21 protein-coding genes and 1 pseudogene are annotated in these 19,854 nt (G+C 60.3%); 5 read left to right on the top strand and 17 right to left on the bottom strand.

The window, feature by feature from the left end:
- Positions 1–60: 60 nt before the first annotated feature.
- The 7 genes from SCLO_RS05860 to SCLO_RS05890 all read right to left on the bottom strand — a co-directional run bounded on the left by SCLO_RS05860 (position 61) and on the right by SCLO_RS05890 (position 7,284).
- Positions 61–882, bottom strand: coding sequence for an energy transducer TonB (locus tag SCLO_RS05860; RefSeq protein ID WP_066521849.1), 822 nt, complete (start codon positions 880–882; stop codon positions 61–63).
- Positions 879–1,187: a hypothetical protein gene (locus SCLO_RS05865; protein WP_066521852.1), complete on the bottom strand. Its 309-nt coding sequence runs from the start codon at positions 1,185–1,187 to the stop codon at positions 879–881. The genes SCLO_RS05860 and SCLO_RS05865 overlap by 4 nt, the downstream gene beginning before the upstream one ends.
- Positions 1,184–1,474, bottom strand: a complete 291-nt coding sequence (locus tag SCLO_RS05870; protein ID WP_066521859.1) for a DUF3325 domain-containing protein — start codon at positions 1,472–1,474, stop codon at positions 1,184–1,186. Before SCLO_RS05870 ends, SCLO_RS05865 begins: the two co-directional genes overlap by 4 nt.
- The gene (locus SCLO_RS05875; protein WP_231923359.1) at positions 1,471–3,039 is read right to left on the bottom strand and encodes a PepSY-associated TM helix domain-containing protein; all 1,569 of its coding nucleotides are present in this window, start codon (positions 3,037–3,039) and stop codon (positions 1,471–1,473) included. Before SCLO_RS05875 ends, SCLO_RS05870 begins: the two co-directional genes overlap by 4 nt.
- Positions 3,040–3,065: 26 nt before the next feature.
- Positions 3,066–5,579, bottom strand: a complete 2,514-nt coding sequence (locus tag SCLO_RS05880) for a TonB-dependent siderophore receptor (protein ID WP_066521868.1) — start codon at positions 5,577–5,579, stop codon at positions 3,066–3,068.
- Positions 5,580–5,718: 139 nt separating this feature from the next.
- Positions 5,719–6,636 (bottom strand): FecR family protein, encoded by a 918-nt coding sequence (locus SCLO_RS05885; RefSeq protein ID WP_169800592.1) that lies wholly within the window; start codon positions 6,634–6,636, stop codon positions 5,719–5,721.
- A gap of 123 nt (positions 6,637–6,759) precedes the next feature.
- Positions 6,760–7,284 (bottom strand): RNA polymerase sigma factor, encoded by a 525-nt coding sequence (locus SCLO_RS05890; RefSeq protein WP_083949225.1) that lies wholly within the window; start codon positions 7,282–7,284, stop codon positions 6,760–6,762.
- A gap of 238 nt (positions 7,285–7,522) precedes the next feature.
- Between SCLO_RS05890 and SCLO_RS05900 the strand changes: the two genes are divergently transcribed.
- The 3 genes from SCLO_RS05900 (at position 7,523) to tnpC (ending at position 10,098) form a co-directional block, all read left to right on the top strand.
- A complete protein-coding gene (locus SCLO_RS05900) occupies positions 7,523–7,942 on the top strand; it encodes a transposase (RefSeq protein ID WP_082734689.1) in 420 nt (139 codons plus the stop codon).
- Positions 7,939–8,310, top strand: coding sequence for an IS66 family insertion sequence element accessory protein TnpB (gene tnpB, locus SCLO_RS05905; protein WP_062346440.1), 372 nt, complete (start codon positions 7,939–7,941; stop codon positions 8,308–8,310). Before SCLO_RS05900 ends, tnpB begins: the two co-directional genes overlap by 4 nt.
- A 294-nt stretch (positions 8,311–8,604) precedes the next feature.
- Positions 8,605–10,098 carry an IS66 family transposase gene (tnpC, locus tag SCLO_RS05910; RefSeq protein WP_066522435.1) on the top strand — a complete coding sequence of 498 codons (1,494 nt, stop codon included), beginning with the start codon at positions 8,605–8,607 and terminating at the stop codon, positions 10,096–10,098.
- A 526-nt stretch (positions 10,099–10,624) separates the two neighbouring features.
- Here the strand turns inward: tnpC and SCLO_RS05915 are convergent.
- From SCLO_RS05915 to SCLO_RS23785, 3 genes are all read right to left on the bottom strand, one after another.
- Positions 10,625–11,206 carry a YceI family protein gene (locus SCLO_RS05915; RefSeq protein WP_066522462.1) on the bottom strand — a complete coding sequence of 194 codons (582 nt, stop codon included), beginning with the start codon at positions 11,204–11,206 and terminating at the stop codon, positions 10,625–10,627.
- A gap of 4 nt (positions 11,207–11,210) precedes the next feature.
- Entirely contained in the window at positions 11,211–11,801 is a 591-nt protein-coding gene (locus SCLO_RS05920; RefSeq protein WP_066522461.1) for a cytochrome b, read from the bottom strand.
- Between the two features lie 103 nt (positions 11,802–11,904).
- Entirely contained in the window at positions 11,905–12,177 is a 273-nt protein-coding gene (locus SCLO_RS23785; RefSeq protein ID WP_083949270.1) for a YceI family protein, read from the bottom strand.
- Here SCLO_RS23785 and SCLO_RS05930 point away from each other — a divergent pair.
- Both SCLO_RS05930 and rlxS read left to right on the top strand, forming a co-directional pair.
- Entirely contained in the window at positions 12,172–13,149 is a 978-nt protein-coding gene (locus SCLO_RS05930) for a helix-turn-helix domain-containing protein (RefSeq protein WP_231923360.1), read from the top strand. The genes SCLO_RS23785 and SCLO_RS05930 overlap by 6 nt on opposite strands.
- Positions 13,150–13,396: 247 nt before the next feature.
- Positions 13,397–15,421 carry a relaxase/mobilization nuclease RlxS gene (rlxS, locus tag SCLO_RS05935; RefSeq protein ID WP_066522384.1) on the top strand — a complete coding sequence of 675 codons (2,025 nt, stop codon included), beginning with the start codon at positions 13,397–13,399 and terminating at the stop codon, positions 15,419–15,421.
- Positions 15,422–15,694: 273 nt separating this feature from the next.
- Here the strand turns inward: rlxS and SCLO_RS22835 are convergent, their stop codons facing one another.
- The 7 genes and pseudogenes from SCLO_RS22835 to SCLO_RS22840 form a co-directional block, all read right to left on the bottom strand.
- The gene (locus SCLO_RS22835) at positions 15,695–16,093 is read right to left on the bottom strand and encodes a hypothetical protein (protein ID WP_145980665.1); all 399 of its coding nucleotides are present in this window, start codon (positions 16,091–16,093) and stop codon (positions 15,695–15,697) included.
- Between the two features lie 20 nt (positions 16,094–16,113).
- Positions 16,114–16,692, bottom strand: coding sequence for an IS5 family transposase (locus tag SCLO_RS05940; RefSeq protein ID WP_231923361.1), 579 nt, complete (start codon positions 16,690–16,692; stop codon positions 16,114–16,116).
- A pseudogene (locus tag SCLO_RS23790) lies at positions 16,587–16,859 on the bottom strand (transposase); the annotation flags it as partial. The pseudogene SCLO_RS23790 and the gene SCLO_RS05940, both read right to left, overlap by 106 nt.
- An 84-nt stretch (positions 16,860–16,943) precedes the next feature.
- Positions 16,944–17,087, bottom strand: coding sequence for a hypothetical protein (locus tag SCLO_RS23270; RefSeq protein WP_169925554.1), 144 nt, complete (start codon positions 17,085–17,087; stop codon positions 16,944–16,946).
- Between the two features lie 410 nt (positions 17,088–17,497).
- On the bottom strand, positions 17,498–18,529 hold the full coding sequence (locus SCLO_RS05945) for an IS110 family RNA-guided transposase (protein ID WP_037487140.1): 1,032 nt from the start codon (positions 18,527–18,529) through the stop codon (positions 17,498–17,500).
- Positions 18,530–18,615: 86 nt separating this feature from the next.
- A protein-coding gene (locus tag SCLO_RS05950; protein WP_096362098.1) for an IS5 family transposase occupies positions 18,616–19,382 on the bottom strand; the annotation gives its coding sequence in 2 pieces (ribosomal slippage) (positions 18,616–19,046 and positions 19,046–19,382; 768 coding nt in all).
- Positions 19,383–19,442: 60 nt separating this feature from the next.
- The gene (locus tag SCLO_RS22840) at positions 19,443–19,853 is read right to left on the bottom strand and encodes a hypothetical protein (protein WP_123905451.1); all 411 of its coding nucleotides are present in this window, start codon (positions 19,851–19,853) and stop codon (positions 19,443–19,445) included.
- Between the last annotated feature and the right edge of the window lies 1 nt (position 19,854).

The raw sequence follows: 19,854 nt of genomic DNA on the forward strand, positions 1-19,854 counted from the left end.
TGTCGGCGCAGCATCATGCGCCCAAGGCACGTTACCGACCGATGATCGCGCGATTGCCCGTCATCGCGGCCGCAAGAAATATTCTATCGGGACCACCAGTTCGAGCGTGTCGCCGGGCTTGTCGTCGGGCGGCTTGGGCAGCGGGGACGCCCGCTTGGCAAGCGCGACGGCCTCCCGGTCCAATTCAGGGAAACCGCAAGAGCGTTCAAGGCGGATCGACAGCACCTTGCCTTCCCGGTCCATTATGAAGCGGATATAGGGAATACCCTGTTGCCGTTGCATCATCGCGGCACGCGGATAGCGGCGCTGCTTGTGCAGAGCCGCCAGAACACGACCCTCCCATGTGTCGAGGCCATCGCTCGACAATTGCGGCGCAGGCGGTGCAGGCATTGTCTTGGGCGCGGCGGTTTCCGGCTGAGGCGGGGCGGGATCGGCGGCCTTCGTCTCCGGCTGCGGCATCGGCATGGTGGCGCGCGAAATCGGCATCTTCGGCGGCTGCTCCTGCGGCACCCGCACCGGCTCCGGTTGAGTCTCCTTCTTCTCCACGGGCTTGGGCGCTTCCTTTTCTTGCCGAGGCGTTTCCGGTGGGGACGCGGGCGGCATCACATTGAAGACGGTAAGCGCGGAAGGGGCTGGCGTGGCGGGATAGGTCGTCCATGTGAACAGCGCACCACCAGCGACAAGCAACGCAACCGTCCCGACCCCGCCCATGCCGAACATACGCATGCGCCAGCTCATCGGCTGGTCTGAATAGCGGGTGGAAGGTTGCCAGCCCCCCGCCATCGCCCGTTCGCGTTCCGCCTTCAAGGGCGCAGATAGGCGATCAGCTTCCTGGCCGGACGTGTCGGCCTCCTGCCGGTGAAGATGGTGCAGGCGGCTCATGATCCGACTCCGGGCAACAGCAGCCACGATAGCAGGCCGAAAAGCACGGCCATGCCTGACAGCCAGCCCCACACGCGTCCCGCGCTCCGGGCATGGAAGGCGATCATGGCGACAACAGCGAAGATGGCGAAACTCGCCAGCGTGGCGGCGGTGACGGCCTCGACCCGAACCATGCCGATCCGGGCCAACAGCAGCGACAGGGCGACAGTGGCGAGCGAGGTCAGGCCATAGGCCCCCAGCGTCCCCGCGACGATGCGGAACGCTGCCGACCAGCGCCCGCGCGCCTGTTCGGTCAGGCGGATCATGGCCGCACCTTCCGGACGATGCGTTCGCGGTTGGTGTTAATGGTGACGACCAGCGCGGCCGCGACGGTCAGCCACCCGAACCACTCCACCGCGCCATAGCCCCAGCCAAGGCCCACTCCGGCGACAGCAAAGGCCAGCACCAGCGCCGTGAAGCCGGACAGGCGCAGGGCGCGGCCCCGCGCCGGAGGCAGCTTGCGGCGGAGCCAGTCCTGTTGATGCCGCGTCATGGCGAGCAGCAGCAGGGCGAAGCCTGCCAGAGACAGAAGGAAGATGGCGACGTGGATCATGCCGCCGCCTCGACCAGTTCGCGCATTCTGCGGCGCGGGGCCGCCTTCGGCTTATGCGTGGCGACCTTCCATGCCGTGAACGCGCAGGCAGCGGCCGTTACCAGCATCACAAGATCGAACCCGGCGAAGACCCAATCGCGCGCGATCAGGCTGGGGATCAGGCCGCGCTCCGTGGTCAGGGCGTTGACCAGCGGCACCAGCGCATAGAGCGCCGCGCAGGCGATGAACGCCTCCACCCATGCCCGCTTTGCCGGACGCGCGAGCGTCCAGACGAACAGACCGCCCCAGGCGATGAACAGACTGTTGATTTCCCAATCGGCGCGCTGCGCCATGTCGAACGGCAAAAGCCGGTTGGCGAGAAAATAAACGGCGATCCCGACAGGCGCTCCAACAATGACGCCGATGTTCAACCGTTCGACCAGACGAAAGCCGAAATGTGGATGGGTCGGATCGGGCAACTTGGCGCGGCGCTTGACCGTCCAGAGAACAAGCCCGCTCGCCACCATCACCGTGCCGCCGACGCCGGACAGGAAATAGAGCCAGCGCAGCATTTGGCCTGCAAATAGCCCGGTGTGAAGGTCCACCATCACGCTTTGCGTCGCTGCGCTGGCATTCCTCTTAGGCAAGGATCGCAATTGCTCGCCGGTTACGGCGCTGTAATAGGAAGTCGCCCTGAATGTGCCTAGCGTGTCACGGTTCGGCCATGCCGCAATGACCGCAGACCTGTCCCCCGGATTGGAGATCGTCACGAACTGAAGTCTGCCCCCGCCCAATCGATGCTCAATGCTTCCAATCAGAGCGCCAAGAGGCAGAAGCGCGGCCTTTTCGCCGCTCGGTTCGTTTTCAAGGGCTGGAATCGCCCGTGCTTTGTAGAATGCGTCCGCCGTTTCATAATTCGCTGTGATCGCCCACGGCATCAGCGTGAACAGCAGCGTGACCAGTCCAGTGTAGGTAATCATCAGATGGAAAGGCAGTGCCAAGACCGCAGTGACGTTGTGTGTATCCAGCCAGCTTCGTTGCCCCTTGCCAAAGCGCAACAGGAAGAAATCCGCGAAGATTTTCTTATGAATGACGACGCCGGACAAGATCACCACCAGCATGACCAGCCCGGCCAGACTGGTCAGATATTCACCGATCCAGCGCGGCACATAATGCAACTGGAAATGGAAACGGTAGGGAAACCACCCCCCCGTCGTATCCCTTATGGATGCGGGCATGCCGCTGACTGGATCGAAGATGGCCTGGCCGCTTGCGCCTGATTCATCCCTTGCTTTCCAGAACGCGGATATTGCCTCTCCTGCCCGAGCCGGTGGCAGCAGGATACGCCAGCTTTCAGCATCGGACGCAGTTTCAGCCAGATGTTCCGCTACCCTGTCGAGAGCGTGGCTGGTCACATCCGCACCGCTCAATTCTGGACGCATCCACCGTGATATTTCCAATTGGAAGAACGCGACCGTTCCAAACAGGAATATGACATAAAGCAACCACCCGGGCAGGAGACCTGCCCAAGTGTGAAGCTGCGACATCGATTGGCGAAAGCCACGCGCGGGAATCATCCGGCTCATGCTCCGAAAATCAGATCCGGCGCAGTTTAAAATCCGGCGCGCAGGGTCAGGCGGAAATTGCGAGGTTCTCCATACCACGACCCGGCAATAGCCGTTCCCAAAGTCTGATAATACTTCTTATCAAAGATATTATTCAGGTTGAAAGAAGCTGACCATCTATCATTAAATTTATAGTCAATCGTCGCATTCGCTACAATATATCCTTTCTGACTAATGTAATAATTCACGTAGTCATAAATTTTATTATCCCATTCAGATCCAGAGTTATATTGTTTAGTTTGCGCTGTAAAACCCCCGCCTACGGTCCAAGCAGACAATTCTCCGGGAAGAATATAGGAAGTCCACACCTTCAAAAGATGCCGCGGAGTGGCGGTATGATACCTTGCATCGCTCTTCTTATTTTTATTAATATTGAACGTGTATCCCATCAGGATTTGCCATCCTGGAGTGATCTCACCCGTTATCTCCGCGTCAATGCCCTTGCTGACCACCTCTCCCTGAGAGACATAGCAGCAGCTTATGCCAAGATCGGTGGTTTCGCGAGGGTAGCTGTTATCCAGCACCGCCTCCCCGTTGCGCTCGATCCGATAAAGCGCAAGCGAGATGTTCAGCGTTTCATCACGAAGCGCGCCCTTAATGCCGATTTCGTAGTTCCGCCCGGTGATGGGTTTCAGCGGCGTCCCCGGAAGTGGGCCACTCAACCTCTGCGCTTGTGACTGATGTATTTCGGCAACGCTCCCATAAACTGACCAATTCTTGTCGAAGGCATAGATCAACGCTCCATAAGGAGTTAATATGCCATTTTCCTTATATTGGGTAGTTGATGTGGAGCGAATCGTCCCATCTTCCAGATAAGCCATATATGGAGCACTATAATTATAGCTGGTGACACGGCCACCTAGAATGAAGCTCATGTTATCTGTTAGATGGGCATGAAGCTTGCCATAAAACCCAATCTGCTTTGCGCCGTATTTGGGCCACGTAGCCCGCAACCCGCCCACTTCCGGTTCTGGATAGAGCAAAGGGTCGAAATCGAATATACTGACGTCATCCGGAAATCTATCATATGTATAGTAAGTCGACTGACCTGCTTTGCTTTTCTGATAACTTGCACCAACAATCAGGCTATGATTTTGTCCAAAAAGTTGGAAATCTCCTGACAAGGTGGCTTCCAACACCGTTGCCTTATTGCTGCCTTCAAAAGCTCTTGGATTAGCGAATAAAATTGTGTCATCGGCGCTCATGGAGCCTTGAGCGTTAAAATCCAGGCCACTTAGGGAATATTTCTGCTGCGTGGCACTGAGCTTTACGGCCCACGACTCTCCGAACTTATGCTCGATATTCGCAAAAAATTCGGTGTTCTTGGCCTTCCTTCCCGCCCAATCGGCCGTCGTGGCAAAGCTACGTGGAAGGTTCATGTCGCTCCCATCCGTATAATGAGGCAGGCCGGTAGTGAATTGAGCACCATCCTGCCATTGATGGCTACCGCCCACAGAAATCAGGGTATCCGGGCCAAGATCTGCTTCTACGATGCCGTAAACCAGTATCTTTTCATCTGCACTTGGAGAATAGAAGAAGTGCCGGTTCTGATAGACGCCGACCAGCCTCATTCTGAGGGCGCCATCTAGCGCAAGTGGGCCCGTGGCATCTGCTTCGAGACGATAGTTGTCCCAGCTAGCAGCAGATGCAGCAAACTTTAACTGCGCTTCTCGCAGGGGGCGCTTGCGCACAAGATTTATTGTTCCGCCCGGCAACCCTGTGCCGGAAAAAAGTCCGTCAGAACCGCGCAATATTTCAACACGGTCATACATTGCCAAATCTTGATTGGGACGGAAGCCGGAATCGTACGCAACATTTCCTCCGTCCAATTGGTAATTGGCGATCTGGAATCCGCGCGAATAGCCAAGGCCTCTTGCCCACGCGTCGGTCGTAAATACCACACCGGGCGACCGAGATAGCAGTTGCTCCACGCTATCGAGGCTTTGATCCTCGATTATCTGTCGCGTCATCACGGTTATAGACTGCGGTATCTCCCGCAAGGTCTGCGGCACTTTGCCAATGGTAACGGCTTGGGCGGCATAGGATTTCGTCGCTTCCGTCGCAGCAGGATCAGAGAACACTCTATTGAAAGCGCTTTCTGCTACCCCCTCGACCCGCACCGGCCCAAGCGCGATCGTGCCATCCGCCGCCTGCGGTGCGCGTTCCAGCGTGATCGTGGTGGCATTGGTGAACTTGAAGGTCAGCCCCGTTCCGACAAGCAGCCGGGACAGAGCCTCGGCAGGAGCAAAATTGCCTGACACGCCCTGCGTCGTCCTACCCTGCGCCAGTTCGGCATTGTAAAAGAGTTCCAGCCGCGTTTCGCGCGAGAAGCGCATCAGAGCGGACGCCAGCGATTGCGCGGGGATATCGAACTGCTGCGTTCCCGCCTGCGCGGCGCTCTGCGCCTGTGCGGGATAGCTCCCGATCCCCGCCACCATCGCCACCAGCGCCGTGGACGCCAGCAACGTCCGCCAGCCCGACCTTACCCCAACAATCGCCATTCATACCCCCATGCCTTCGGCCATCGATCCGAAGGAAAATACGCTCATGTGCAAATGACAGTCATTCGCATTCCATAACCATGGAGACGCTGGAGGAAGCAGGCAGCATTACAAGGCCGTGAAAAATTTTTCGTGGCGCTCATTCGGCGGGATAGACAAGCACCAGATATCGGGTGATCCGCACCAGCCGGACAGGCAAGGTCCGCTCGATCGTGGAGAGCGCCGCATCGGTTCGGGTGGCGTCGAACATCCCCGACACAGTGAGCCGGGACAGACTCTTATCCATCACCACTATCCGGCCATGGCGATAGCGTTCGAGGTCGCGCAGCACGTCCGGCAAGGGCGCGTTGTCGAACGCAAGGCGGCCTTCCCGCCATAATCCGACATTGGCGGGATCGACCGTTTGCCGTGGTCCGATACCTGTCGGTGAATAGCTGGCGGATTGGCCGCGCATCAACCGGACCGGCTGGCCGGTGCCGCTGGCGATGTCCACAATGCCTTCCGTCACCGAAACATGGACCGTTTCGGCCGCCATCTTCACATCGAAGGCGGTGCCTATGTCGGTAATGACGCCATCGGCCGCCTGCACCCGGAAGGGCCGCGCATCCTTCGCCACCGAGAAGAAGGCTTCCCCATCATGCAGGACGACCTTGCGTTCCCTGTCCGTGAAATCGACCGACAGGGCCGAGGCGGTGGCGAGTTCCACACGCGATCCATCGGACAGAGTCAGCGAACGGCGTTCGCCCGTCCCCGTGCGCTCATCCGCGAACAGGCCGGGATGGGTCGCCATCCAGCCTGCGGAACCGACCATAAGCGCCACGGCGGCGGCCATCGCGAAGCGCCGCCGTTGCACCGGCCGGGCGGGTTGCGGCGGGACAGCGCGCGCCTTCGGGAGAACCACAACATTGGGAGCAGCGGCACCTTGCAGGGCGGTCCACAGTTGCGCAACTTCCGCCCACGCGACACCATGGCGCGGGTCGGCGGCAAGCCACCCGGCATGGGCGGCGCGGTCGGCATCCGTGGCGTCTTCGTCGTGCAATCGCACGAACCACGTCACGGCCTCCTCCTCAATCGCATCCAAACCCCGTTCGGGCATACAGCCTCATATCCTTTTGGCGGGACCGCTTCGCCGGAAACGATCCCGCTCCTGTTTCATAGACGTTCCAGAAGCGCCCGGACATTACTCCGGGCCTTCATCCCCTTCGCGATAGGCGTTCAGCCGCTGCTTGCAGGCGGCCAACGAACGGACCATGTGGACGACCACCGTATTGCGGGAAATGCCGAGACGCTCCGCAATCTCGCTATAGCCCAGCCCCTCGAACCGGCTCAACTTGAACACTTCCCGGCCCCTCGGCGGGAGGTCTTCGATCGCCTTATGGACGACCGCCAGTTCCTCCCGCGACAAGGCCGCCATTTCCTGCGTCGGCGTGGGGTCGGCTATGTTTTCGCGCACCGCATCCTCTATCGCATCGAAAGGCGCGCGCCTGGTGGTGCGGTGATGATCGACCACAAGATTGCTGGCGGTGCGGAACAGCCATGCCCTCGGATCGCGCACCAGCGAAGGCGGATCGACCCGCATCAGGCGGATGAAAGCCTCTTGCGTCAGTTCGGCGGCAAGGTCCGGTGACGACAGGCGGCGAGTGAGGAAACGTTCAAGTTCATCCCGCCAATCGTCATAATATTTACCCAAAGCCTTGCGCGGCACGAACCTGCTTTCCTGATTCCATCACCCTGTCGTTACAAGCTTTGCGAAGAATTCTCAAGAAACCGGCGGGCCGGGAAGTGCGTGGCAACGCCGCATGTAACGCTCCCGCACCTCTCCATCGTCTGAATCAGTAGGGCCGGAACGCTTGCACCGTATCCGTCATCCCAGACCCACGTGGCGTAGATGGCCATGAGCTTTGAGTGTCCCGCGTGCATATCGCGTAATTTGATTCGGCGGGGTGACTGTGGAGCAAGAGATCGACGGCAGTGGCGGCGTGGAGAACGGGCGCCGACGGCGCTGGACGCTGGAAGAGAAGCGCGCGGTGGTGGAGCTGTCGCTCGATCCGGCGTGCAGCATGGCGGAGGTGGCCGCGTGTTTCGATGTCCTTCCGGCCCAGATATATGCCTGGCGCCGCGAGTTGCGCGAGATGGCGGAGGACGCGGCGCGCGAGGACAGGGCGATGTTCCTGCCGGCGGTCATCGAGCCGACATCGGTGCCGGCGGTGCTGCTCGAACCGGAGGCCGCGAACGCGCGGCTGCTGCCGGACGCGGTGGTGCAGGTCGCAATGGAAGTGCGCGGCGTGCCAGTGATGGTCGCCCACGGCGCAAGTTCGACGCTGGTCGCCTCGGTAATCGCAGCGCTGCTGAGGGCGCGATGATCGGGCCGGGCAGCGACGCCAAGGTGCTGATCTACACCAAGCCGATCGATTTCCGCTGCGGCATCGACACGCTGGTGGCCAAGGTCCAGCACGAGTTGAGCCAGGATCCGTGGCGCGGAGTCGCCTATATTTTTCGTTCCAAGAGGAAGGACAGGCTGAAGATTCTGTGGTTCGACGGCACCGGCATCTGGCTGATGACCAAGCGCGCCGAGGCCGCCGAAGGATTCGCCTGGCCGCCGGCGGTCGATGGCAGTTTTTCGATCACGGCGGCGCAGATGGCAGCACTCACCTCGGGCATGGACTGGCGTCGGCACCGCGCGCCAAGGCGCGTAAATCCGCCTAAAATCGAGGGTTTCGCTGATGCGTGAGATAGTCGCGACAGGCCGAGTCAACTGCGCTGGACGCGTCGTTACGCATGTGATTCGATGCCTGCCATGGACCCGCTGACGGCCTCCTGCAAAGACCCAGTTGCGCTGCTCGCGACCATCGCGAAGCTGACCGCCGAGGCGGCCGAACGCGACCAGCAGATCGTTCGCATCAACGCCGAGAACGAGGCGCTCGCCCGCGCTGCGGCCCAAGCTGAGGCGCGCGAGATCATCGCGCTCGCCACCGCGAAAGCGGCCGAACACGCCGCCGTCATCGCCGAGGCGAAGGCCGCCGAGATGGAGGACGCGCTCGCGGCCGCCCGCGATGAGGTCAAGCGCCTCAACGACATTCTCGACCAGTTCAAGCGCCACCGTTTCGGCCAGAGCGCCGAGCGGCTCGATCCCGACCAGTACCAGCTCGTGCTCGAAGAGCTCGAAGCTGCCTTGTCGCGCGCCGAGGCCGGGCTCGAAGCGCTGATCGACCAGGCTGACGCGACCGGCGAGACAAAGCGCCGCCGCCGCAACAACCGTGGAGCGCTGCCCGCCCATCTCGAGCGTATCGAGCAGGTCGTCGACATCGAAGACAAGCAGTGTGCCTGCTGCGGCAACGATCTTCATGTCATCGGCGAGGACGTCACCGAGCGCCTCGACGTCGTGCCCACCATCTTCCGCGTGCTGGTCACCCGCCGTCCGCGCTATGGCTGCCGCGGCTGCGACGAGGGCGGCGTCACCCAGGCGCCGGCGCCAAGCTTCATCGTCGATCAGGGCCTGCCCACCGACGCGCTCGTCGCCCAGGTCATCGTCGCGCGCTACGCCGATCACCTTCCGCTTTACCGGCAAGCCCAGATCTACGCCCGCCAGGGGATCGATCTCGACCGGGCAACGCTCGCCGACTGGGTCGGGCGCGTCGGATGGTGGCTGACTCCGCTCAGGCAGCATCTGCTCGCCGAGCTGCGAAGTTCGGTGAAGCTGTTCGCCGACGAGACGCGCATGCCCGTGCTGGCGCCCGGGACCGGCAAGACCAAGAGCGGCCAGCTGTGGGCCTATGCCCGCGACGATCGGCCATGGGGCGGACTCGCGCCGCCCGCCGTCGTCTACATGTACGCCGCCGGCCGCGGCGGCATGCATCCGATCGACCATCTCGGCGACTTCGCCGGGGTGCTCCAGGTGGACGGCTATGCCGGCTACAATGAGATCAAGCGCCGCAATGGCGTCACCCTCGCATTCTGCCTGCTTCACGCGCGGCGCAAGTTCTACGATTTCCGCGAAAAGGAGCCCGTTGCCGACGAGGTGCTCCGTCGCTTCTCGGCGATCTACAAGATCGAGGCGACGCTCAGGGACACCTCGCCCGAGGCGCGGTTCGAAGGGCGGCAGCTGATACTGAAGCCGCTGTTCGATAACCTGCGCGACTATCTCTCGAAGAACCTCGGCCGGTTCAGCGCCAAGGGCAAGATGGCCGAAGCGATCAACTATATGCTCAACCACTGGCAGCAGCTCACCTATTGCCTGCTCGACGGCCGCGTCGAGCTCGATACCAACACGGTCGAAAGAAGCATCCGCCCGATTGCCCTGTCGCGCCGCAACTCGTTGTTCGCCGGCAGCGATGCCGGGGCAGACAATTGGGCGGTGCTCGCCAGCCTTCTCGAAACGTGCAAACTCTCGGACGTCGATCCGCTCGCCTGGCTCACCGCCACCCTCACCAAGCTTGCCAACGGTCATAGCAACAAGGACCTCGATTCCCTCATGCCCTGGCACTTCCCCAAGATCGCCGGGCGCAACGCCCCCTCTTAAGACGCTTGACCGGCACGTTTCCGCCACGTGGGTCTGGGATGACGGATACCCTTTAGTGACCTAGCCCTCTTTAGCATTCAATGATTTCGGGAAGGGCCAGCGCTTTACGCTTGGCCTCGGTCAGCGGCCTGCCCTGCTACTGAGTTAGCAGGCGGACAATGTCCTGCGCTCGCTGCCGTCGTATAGTCGCACCGGGCTCCGGACCTGCGCTGCATCATGTGCGCAGGCAAGATCGGTCGTGCCGGCATGAGCCGGGCCCAGATCTAGGCGCCGGTCGCCGGGTTCTCAACGAGAAGCGTGCGGCCGTCGGAGCGTCCTGCCAGGCGCCGTCGATGGAATGCTGAGTGTCGAGATAGCGGTGCAATGTGCATCCGTATTTCAACCTGCAGATATCCCCAACCTTCCAGCGGCAGGGCCACTGAAAGGTTGGGGATATCTGCATGTATCAAACTCACCGAGCTTTGCTGGAGCCACACCGTCAGGCCGCACAGTGGTCGGGGAACGGTAGCTCGGTGAGCCGTACCGTCTATTTCGCGCGAGCGGCCTGAATAGTCACATTTACGCGAACATTGGCAGCCACTGCGTCAGTGGAGGCGAACTGTCCCCGTCCAACCCCGAACCAGCGGCGGTCGATCACGAGCGATCCCTGCATCCTGGCCTCCCCTCTATTGATGTTCAGCTGGAATGGCAGGACGACCGGACGATTAACACCGCGGATATTGAGCGTGCCCGCTGCCTGATAGCGATTGCCGCCCAGGCTCTTGAACGACTTGGAGGTGAAGGTAGCGCGGGGAAAGACCTTGGTATTGAACCAGTCAGGCGTTGGCAGCGATTCGTCGCGCGTGGCATCGCCGGTGGCAGCCGAACCTGTATCGATCACTGCAACTACGCTGGAGCCAGAAAGGTTGGCGGGATCGAACGCGATACGCGCATCAAAGCGCCGGAATGCCCCGCTGATGGCCTGGCCGTTCATGCTGGCCTGGAAGCCCAATCGCGATTGGGCCTTGTTGACCGTCCAAGTCGGCGCAGGGGCTGCCACAGCGGGAGCGTTGAGAAGCGATGCCGCCAGTGCGGTTGCGGCGATGGGATAGAGAAAGATGGCGCGCATGATCTTATGCCTCGGATGAAGTATGGGGGGTGGACCGCAGGCCCGGGACCATCCGTCCCAAAACGCCGTCGCGGGAGATGAACTGGTGCTTCAACGCGGCGCCGATGTGCATCACAATCAGGGCAGTGCCGCCAAAGGCGAAATACATGTGAATGCTCCCGCCGACCTTCTCGACAGCCTGCTTGGCGTTGATCGGAAGGTCATGGAGAAGGCCGATGTGTGGCCACGGGATCGTGTGCCAAAGCAGTGTTGGAATATTCCAAGGGCTGACAGACACGACAGCCCATCCCGTCAGGGGCAGACCGATCATCAAACCGTAAAACGCCCAGTGCGTCACATGGGCGGCTGCCACTTCCCAGCCCTTCATTCCCGCCGGCAGCGGCGGGACCGGATTGAGCATCCGCCAAACCAGACGAACGATGCTGAGAACCAGCACGGTAATACCCACGGACTTGTGGAGCTGGAACATGTCGAACTGCGCAAGGCCCTTCAGGAAGCCCATGCGCCAACCCAGGAACAGGTTCGCAATGATGAGGGCGGCAATGCTCCAATGCAGAAGCATCGCTACCGCAGAATAGCGGGTGCGTTGACGCATGATAATGTCCTGAAAAAGTGTGATGCCCGCTCCGGAGAGACGGGCATCACACGGGCCGACACGCTCAGCTGAGAGGGGGCGCGAAGAGTGCCGACCTAGAGAATTAATTTGCCTTCTTTTCAAAGGCCGAAGTAATCGTAATCGTCGTTTCATCGCTCACGAGCGGTGCGTACTTGCTGACACCGAAATCCGTGCGCTTGATTCTGCCGGAGGCCTTGAAGCCGAGTGTATAGGCTTTGCTCAGAGGATTGACCGCCGCGGCGTTGAAGCTCGCGTTGAGAGTAACCGGCTTGGTCACGCCATGCAGCGTCAGGTTGCCGGAAATGGTTGCTGTCTTTGGACCGGTCTTGACGACCTTGGTCGAGACGAAATGCATCGTCGGGAACTTGGCAGCATCGAACCAGTCGGCGCTTACCTTGCACCGGCTACCGGGAGAAGAGGAACGCTGATAGAGGATGCCGACAGGCCGCGCGCTTACATGCTGGATTTCGCCTCTCCGAAGCGGGAACCGACGATAAGGTGGAACTATGCGGCGACGCGCAATGCGGTAACGGTGGCGCGGTGCATATTGCCGCCTAATCCCGGTGTGCTGTTGGGGGCGAGCCAGTTGGTTCTGGCGGTCCATATGGGCGAGCCGTTCGTAATGGAATACCGCCTGCCGGGCGAGGATCGCCTGCAAAGCCACCTGATCGAACCGGGCATGATGAACGTCAATCCGGGCAACCGGCCCTTCTTTCAGGCATGGGAGAACAGCCCGGACATTCTCGTGATCGCGCTGGACAGCCGCTTTGCGGAGCGGGTGGCGGTGGCGGCGTTCGAGCGGGATTGCATCAACGACATGCCGTCGATTATCGGCGCGAAGGACAATGCCGCGCTCTGTTTCGCGCGCCTGCTCGATACGGAAATGGCGTTCGAGCGGCGCGGCGGGACTGTCATCAGCGAAGCGATTTCCGCTGCCCTGACGGTGCATCTTGTCCGCCGCTTCTGCCCCGAAACCCGGCCCCCGTTGCATGGGAGCGGCGGCCTAACACCCCGCCAGCTTCGCCATGTTCTCGACCGGATTGAGGATGAGATTGACGGCAATTTGACCACGCGGGCGCTGGCATTTGGCACGGGCTTGAGCGGCGGCCATTTCATGCGCGCGTTCAAGACCAGCACCGGCAAGACGCTTCATGCCTATGTGATCGAGCAGCGAATCCGCCGCGCGCAAATGCTGCTGGCCGATCCCGACATGCCCCTTGCCCAGATCGCCTATGCCACCGGCTTCAGTTCGCAAAGCCACATGAACCGGCATTTCGGCAGGCTGGTCGGCATGACGCCGGGCCAGTTCCGCAGGGTCATTTTGTAGGGCTGGGAAGATCGGATTTGCATTGGAAGGCGGAAAGGTCAGGCAATGCAAGATAAACCGGATTTCATCCGGGCGGCCATATCGGCCTAAGCCATTGTCTGCACAGCATATTTCAGGGAGGCGACAAGTCTCCCGATTCGCGGAAAGGGAGATAGTCCTGTCTCTGACCGCCCTGCTCCTCCCGGCTATCCGCCACACTTGAGGGAGATACTTGCCGGGGCCTTCGCCTTCTCCAACATTGCTCATCATGCCACAGGACAATGACCTGTTCGAGTTGATTATCGGCCGACCGAAAAGCGGCGGCGGCGAGGTCGTAGCCTCGCGCGCTTCGATCCTGCGCGGGGTGGCGCGGGCGGGCGGCAATCCGCGCCGATTGCAAAGCGCGGTGCCGGTGGCGAAGAAGGCAAGGACGGGCCGCTTCAATGCGCGGGGACGCGGGGCGAAGATCGCGGCGACCTTCCCGCGTCATTCCGGCTGGTCGATCCAGCCCGGCACCGGGCTTCGCATTCGGTCCCGCCGCGTGATGGTCAAGGCGCGTATCGTCAAGCTGGCGGGCAAGGCCAAGGCGGTCAGCGCCCACCTGTCCTATCTGGAACGCGATGGCGTCACCCGCGATGGCGAGCCGGGGCGGCTCTATTCCACCTTCACCGACGAGGCCGACCGGCAAGCCTTCATCGAGCGCGGCGCGGGCGACCGTCACCAATTCCGGTTCATTCTCTCGCCGGAGGATGGCGCGGCCTATCAGGACTTGCAGCCCTTCACCCGCGACGTGATGGCGCAGATGGAGCGGGACTTGCGGACCACACTCGACTGGGTGGCGGTCGATCATCACGACACCGGGCATCCCCATGTCCATGTCGTGCTGCGCGGCGTGACCGAGGACGGCAAAACGCTCAACATCGCGGGCGACTATATCGCCCACGGCATCCGCCATCGCGCCAGCGAGATTGTCACCCGCGATCTTGGCCCGCAGACCGAGCGCGAGGTGGAACAGCAATTGGGTCGCGAGGTAGAAGCCGAACGCTTTACCCGGCTGGACCGGGCCTTGATCGAGCGGGACCAAGGCGGGCTGGTCGATCTTCGCATGGAGCAGGCATCCGATGCCTTCGGGCGTTCGTATCACCAGTTGCTCATTGCCCGCGCCCGCCAGCTCGAACGCATGGGGCTGGCCGAGCGCAAGGAACCGCTGCAATGGGCGCTGTCCCCCGACACCGAAACCACGCTGCGGGCGATGGGCGAACGCGGCGATATCATCAAGACGCTGCACCGGGCCATGACGGACGCGCGGATGGAGCGTTCGCCCAGCCATTACGCGATCCACGACCGCAGCCAGCAAGCGCCGCCGATCATCGGCCGCGTGATCGCGCGGGGCATGGCGGACGAAATCGGGGACCGGCGCTATCTCATCATCGACGGCATCGACGGGCGCAGCCATTATGTCGATATCGGGGAAGCGGACGGCAGCTTTCGCAAGGGCAGCGTCGTCCGCCTGTCGAACGTCTCCACCGATCCCCGCGCCATGGACCGCACCGTTGCCGAGATCGCGGCGGCCCATGGCGGGCGCTACAGCGTCGATATCCACTTGCTCCACGACCGGCAGGCGATACAGCCTTTCGCGGAGCGGCATGTCCGGCGGCTGGAAGCCATCCGCCGCGCCACCGGCGGCGTGGAGCGTGAACCGGACGGCACATGGATCATCGCGCCCGATCATCTGGACCGCGTGAGTGCCTATGAAGAGCAGCGCGCCCGGCGCCAGCCGGTGCTTGCCGAGACGCTCTCGCCCGTCCCGCTGCATCGCCAGATCGAGGCCGAGGCCCCGACCTGGCTGGACCGGCAGATTGCGGGCGAGGATCGCTCCGCGCCTGCCGACTACGGGTTCGGGCGCGAAGTGCGCGATGCGCTCACCTTGCGGCGGCAATGGCTGCTGCAACAGGATTTGGCGACGATGGAGGCGGAAGGCGTCGTCGCCCGCGCCACCATGCTGGCGACATTGCGGCGACGGGAACTGAACCGCATCGCAGGCCAGCTATCGGCGGAATTGGGCCTGCGCTATGCCGAAACCGCCCCCGGCCAGCAGATCGACGGCAAGCTGGTCCGCCCGGTCGATCTTCAATCCGGCCGCTATGCGCTGATCGAGAAAAGCCGGGAGTTCACCCTTGTCCCGTGGCGGCCCGTGCTGGAACGCGCCATCGGCAAGGAGGTCTCCGGCATCATGCGCGAGGGACGCCCAATCGACTGGACCATAGGACGATCACGCGGGCTGGGGATTTGATGAGGGTGACGGAGGGAGCATCTTTGCGCCATGTTCTGCCATTAGAAGCCATACGACTCGTTCCGATAAGCGGACACTTATGCAAGGCCATTTTCGTTGAGTGGAGAGGGTAGCACTACTCAAATCAGCGCCATTCTATTGAAATTTCTACTATTTATGGCCTTTATGGAAATCCCCTATAAGCCAGCAATGATACGGAAAACGCATATCGCGCTCGCTGTCTCCTCGCGATGTATTTAACGGCGCACCGCTAAAAGGATTTCCGGCAGGCAATCAATCCGGTCTACTAGCGATGTATTCTTCTTTAATTCTTAGAAGAGCCAAGGCGTTAAAGCACATTCTATAGAATGTGTAGCAACTTTCTTGCAACGCCATTATTGAAGAGGCAAGCATAACCTTCGGGATAATGTGAGCGGCGCTTAATGCTACGCCCATACTACTAGGGCAAGAAACGACGATGTCGTGCTGAACCCCTCTAAGGAAATTTGGCACTGAAAATGAAAGCATCTGAATAAGCAGGGTGGCAACGCAGAGCAGGCTTAGCGGAATGAAATAAGCAACATTGAATCTAAAATATACAGCCAATTGTCGAATTACTTTTATGTCATCGCGGTCCTCAGCATAAAGTGGCTTCGGCAAACCGCCCACGCTTTCTAACGCAATAGGAAACATAGCTGCGAAAGCGAAGCCAATTAGGTTTCGTGGACAAAGGGTATCCAGAGTTTGACTGACACGAGCGCTACGAAGCCGAGGTATGATTCTTTGGTTTTATCGTAGCGGGTCGCGATGCGCCGCCAGTTCTTGAGTTTGTTGAACAGGCGTTCGATCAGGTTGCGCCATTTGTATTTCGCGCGGTCGTGCGGGGCGGGATTGCGCCGGTTGACCTTGGCAGGGATCACCGCCTCGACACCCGCCGCCTCGATCTCTTCGCGGATCGCATCGGCATCGTAGCCCCGGTCGGCCAGGAAGGCCTTGATCCGGTCGGTTATCATACGGAACAGTGGGGCGAAGCCCTGCACATCGTGCGCCTGTCCGGGTGTCAGCACGAAGCCGAGGGGGAGGCCCCTGGCATCGCACCTTGCGTGGAGCTTCGTCGTGAAGCCGCCTCGCGATCGGCCAAGCGCCTCGGTTTGCTGAGTCCCCTTTTTATGCCGACGGCACAATGATGTGCCCGGACCACCGTGCTGTCGATCATGTCGGCGGCCGCGTCGCGCCCCGCCAGTTCGGCCAGCGTCTCGAGCATGGCATCGAACACGCCGGTCGTGACCCATCGTCGATAGCGCCGGAACACGCTGTTCCACTTGCCATACTCGTCCGGCAGGTGCCGCCATTGCGCGCCGGTCCGCGCAATCCACATCATGCCCTCGAAATAAGGGCGATTATCCTGCGCCGGGCGGCATCCACGACCGTGCTCAGGCGGCAGCAGCGGCCCGATCACTTCCCATTCTTCGTCCGTAACGCCGATCCGCTCGCCCAAGGCTGCCTCCAAAAGCCAGCCTTGAATCAGCGACCGAGTCCCCAGTCAAGCTTTGTCCACGAAACCTAGGATCGACAAAGCGGTAACAATAACCGATATATTATCATCACTCAGGTTGTTAACAAAAATAGCAATAAATATCGCTAAAATAGTTTGACCGAAGAGGCGCTTTTTATGCCCCTCGGGCATAAGCGTTTGCTCATTGCGATACGTACTATAATTGTCAGTGACAATTTTCCAGAGCCTATTGCTTCTCACTGTCTAAGTCCTGGGGTAACTATATCGTCCAAAACCCTCGTTATTTCTCTTTGAACAGAATCGTAGGGTCAGGACTTCTGTGGTTGCCGCCCGTGATGCAAGAGGGTTTTGACCTTCTGAACTGGTGATCGAGTGCGGTCTTCTGTCAGGCCTTGATTACGGCGCTTTCGAAGGCCGCTGGCCGGTATGGTGATCAGCGGATCAGGTCCAAATCTCATTGGCGAGCTTATCACTCAGAGTCCTGAACTGGTTTTCCTGATCCAGATCTGTTCGATCATTTTGCCCATTCGGGTCGTTGCCTTCTCACACCCCTTTCATCCAACCTGCCTAGGTTTGCCTTATCAGGCAGCCATGACCGGCGTCGGATTCCTGTAATCTTCATTCTTGGTCAGCATGGCCCAGATCTGGCGTGCCATTTTGTTGGCCAATGCGATGGCGACCAGCATGCGCGGCTTGCGGGCCATCATGCGTGCAAGCCATGAGCTTTCCGGGATCGACTTGCGTCCCATCCAATTCAATCGCGACATCGCGCCAATGATCAGCATTTGCCGGATGTCGCTCTGGCCAGCCTTGGTGATCCGCCCAAGCCGTTCCTTACCGCCTGATGAAAACTGTCGCGGGACCAATCCAAGCCAGGCCGCAAAGTCGCGGCCATTGTTAAAGGTCGCCATTTCAGGCGCAAAGGTCTCCACTGCCATCGCCACTAGCGGACCGACGCCAGGCATGGTTTGCAATCGCTTCGATATCGGCGTGGTGGCTGCGAGTTCCTTGATCTTTGCGGTCTTTGTATCAATCCAACCACTGAGCGCCGCGACCTGATCGAGCATCGCGAGGCACTCCTCGCGCATCAAAGTCGGCAAATCACTATTGGGCGCCTCCAGGATCGCGCCAATGCGGCTGACGTGCTGAATGCCCTGAGGAACGATATGCCCGAACTCATACAAGGCTGCCCGCAAGGCGTTCACTGTCTCTGTCCGCTGACGTACAAGGCGCTGGCGTGATCGATACAGGATCGCCGCGCTCTGCTGAGCCACGCTCTTGGGTTCGACAAAGCGCATCTCGGGCCGTTGAGCCGCCACCACAATCGCTTCGGCATCGGCTGCGTCGTTCTTCTGCCGCTTCACAAATGGCCGCACATAGCGTGGCGCGATCAGCCTGACCTCGTGACCAAATCCGCTCAACAAACGGGCCCAGTAATGGGCACTACCGCACGCCTCCATGACGACCACGGCAGCTGAGTGTTGAGCCATGAACACGCTAAAGGCCTGCCGCGACAGCTTGCGTTGAAACAGTATCTCGCCGTTCATCGACGCCCCGTGAATCTGGAAAACAGACTTCGCCAGGTCCACACCAATCATCGTATCGATACTCATGGTTGCCGTCCTCTCTGTGCGTAGCTTGAACCAAAATTATGCTGGCACATCGTGATGCCGTCAGGGAGGGCGGCAACCACCCCATCTCATTGATTGATCCAGAAGATGACGGTGGCAGCGAGGGCGATGGCGGAGAAGAAGGCCGTAGGGCAGCGATCGTAGCGGGTGGCGACGCGGCGCCAGTCTTTGAGGCGGCCGAACATGATCTCGATGCGGTTACGCCTTTTGTAGCGGCGCTTGTCGTACTTGACGGCCTTGTTCCGGGATTTCCGGCCCGGGATGCAGGGCGTGATGCCTTTTTCCTGCAAGGCATCACGGAACCAGTCGGCATCATAGCCACGATCAGCGAGCAACCATTGGGCTTTGGGAAGCTCGTCGAGCAGAGCGGCGGCGCCGATATAATCGCTGACCTGGCCGGCGGTCATGAAGAAGCTGAGCGGGCGACCATTCGCATCCGTGACGGCATGAAGCTTGGTGTTCATGCCGCCCTTCGTGCGGCCGATCAGGCGCCCCGCATCCCCTTTTTTACTCGCAGGCTGGAAGCCGTGCGGTGGGCCTTGAGATAGGTCGCGTCGATCATGATCGTCTTGCGATCAGGAGCTTGGGGCCCAGCCAGGCCTTCCATCATCCTCAGGAAGATGCCCTTGTCGCCCCACCGCTTCCAGCGGTTGTACAGCGTTTTGTGCGGCCCGTAATCCTTCGGTGCATCCCGCCAGCGCAGCCCGTTGCGATTGACGAAGATGATCCCGCTCAACACCCGTCGATCGTCCACCCTCGGCCTGCCATGGCTCTTCCGAAAATACGGCTCCAGCCGCGCCATCTGCTCGTCCGTCAGCCAGTACAGGTCGCTCAAATCCAGTCTCCTCACGGAGCCTGAATCAGATCGCGACGCTCACATCAATGGGGCCTGACCCTAGTCTAGCAACCCATTTGACGGCACATGCACCGAGAGCGGAAACTTAGTCGACACGTTGCTGTCGCCTAGCAAATAGACAGTGTACTGATGGCCGTCCTGCCGCATCAATACCGTGCAGCCCGCAATATATTCATCATCAATGTCCATCAGGTCACCCTGCGACATTATATTTGCAAGTGCGGCTTTGCGAGCCTCTAATGAACCTTTAACGTGCGGCACTAGTCCCTTAACGTCTTTCTCGAAATTGTCCCCATACTCAGAGCCACGAACCGCAAATATGCCAGTGCTAGAAAATAGACTTTTGCTACCTAACTTTTTACCTGGCCTGTTCAACGTAACTTTAAGTTCAACAGGAGTTCCGTTGTCCAGTTCATGGCGAATATTGGTAAATGATTTAGAACGAACCACA

The organism is Sphingobium cloacae (genome assembly GCF_002355855.1).
In the GTDB taxonomy this organism is placed as follows: domain Bacteria; phylum Pseudomonadota; class Alphaproteobacteria; order Sphingomonadales; family Sphingomonadaceae; genus Sphingobium; species Sphingobium cloacae.

Excerpts from the sequence above, each read along its gene's own strand:
- SCLO_RS05860 (WP_066521849.1), bottom strand. The coding sequence starts at position 882 with ATGAGCCGCCTGCACCATCTTCACCGGCAGGAGGCCGACACGTCCGGC.
- SCLO_RS05865 (WP_066521852.1), bottom strand. The coding sequence starts at position 1,187 with ATGATCCGCCTGACCGAACAGGCGCGCGGGCGCTGGTCGGCAGCGTTC.
- SCLO_RS05870 (WP_066521859.1), bottom strand. The coding sequence starts at position 1,474 with ATGATCCACGTCGCCATCTTCCTTCTGTCTCTGGCAGGCTTCGCCCTG.
- SCLO_RS05875 (WP_231923359.1), bottom strand. The coding sequence starts at position 3,039 with ATGAGCCGGATGATTCCCGCGCGTGGCTTTCGCCAATCGATGTCGCAG.
- SCLO_RS05880 (WP_066521868.1), bottom strand. The coding sequence starts at position 5,579 with ATGGCGATTGTTGGGGTAAGGTCGGGCTGGCGGACGTTGCTGGCGTCC.
- tnpB (WP_062346440.1), top strand. The coding sequence starts at position 7,939 with ATGATCGGGCCGGGCAGCGACGCCAAGGTGCTGATCTACACCAAGCCG.
- tnpC (WP_066522435.1), top strand. The coding sequence starts at position 8,605 with ATGGAGGACGCGCTCGCGGCCGCCCGCGATGAGGTCAAGCGCCTCAAC.
- SCLO_RS05915 (WP_066522462.1), bottom strand. The coding sequence starts at position 11,206 with ATGCGCGCCATCTTTCTCTATCCCATCGCCGCAACCGCACTGGCGGCA.
- SCLO_RS05920 (WP_066522461.1), bottom strand. The coding sequence starts at position 11,801 with ATGCGTCAACGCACCCGCTATTCTGCGGTAGCGATGCTTCTGCATTGG.
- SCLO_RS05930 (WP_231923360.1), top strand. The coding sequence starts at position 12,172 with ATGCATCGTCGGGAACTTGGCAGCATCGAACCAGTCGGCGCTTACCTT.
- SCLO_RS23785 (WP_083949270.1), bottom strand. The coding sequence starts at position 12,177 with ATGCATTTCGTCTCGACCAAGGTCGTCAAGACCGGTCCAAAGACAGCA.
- rlxS (WP_066522384.1), top strand. The coding sequence starts at position 13,397 with ATGCCACAGGACAATGACCTGTTCGAGTTGATTATCGGCCGACCGAAA.
- SCLO_RS22835 (WP_145980665.1), bottom strand. The coding sequence starts at position 16,093 with ATGTTTCCTATTGCGTTAGAAAGCGTGGGCGGTTTGCCGAAGCCACTT.
- SCLO_RS05940 (WP_231923361.1), bottom strand. The coding sequence starts at position 16,692 with ATGGGTCACGACCGGCGTGTTCGATGCCATGCTCGAGACGCTGGCCGA.
- SCLO_RS23270 (WP_169925554.1), bottom strand. The coding sequence starts at position 17,087 with ATGCCCGAGGGGCATAAAAAGCGCCTCTTCGGTCAAACTATTTTAGCG.
- SCLO_RS05945 (WP_037487140.1), bottom strand. The coding sequence starts at position 18,529 with ATGAGTATCGATACGATGATTGGTGTGGACCTGGCGAAGTCTGTTTTC.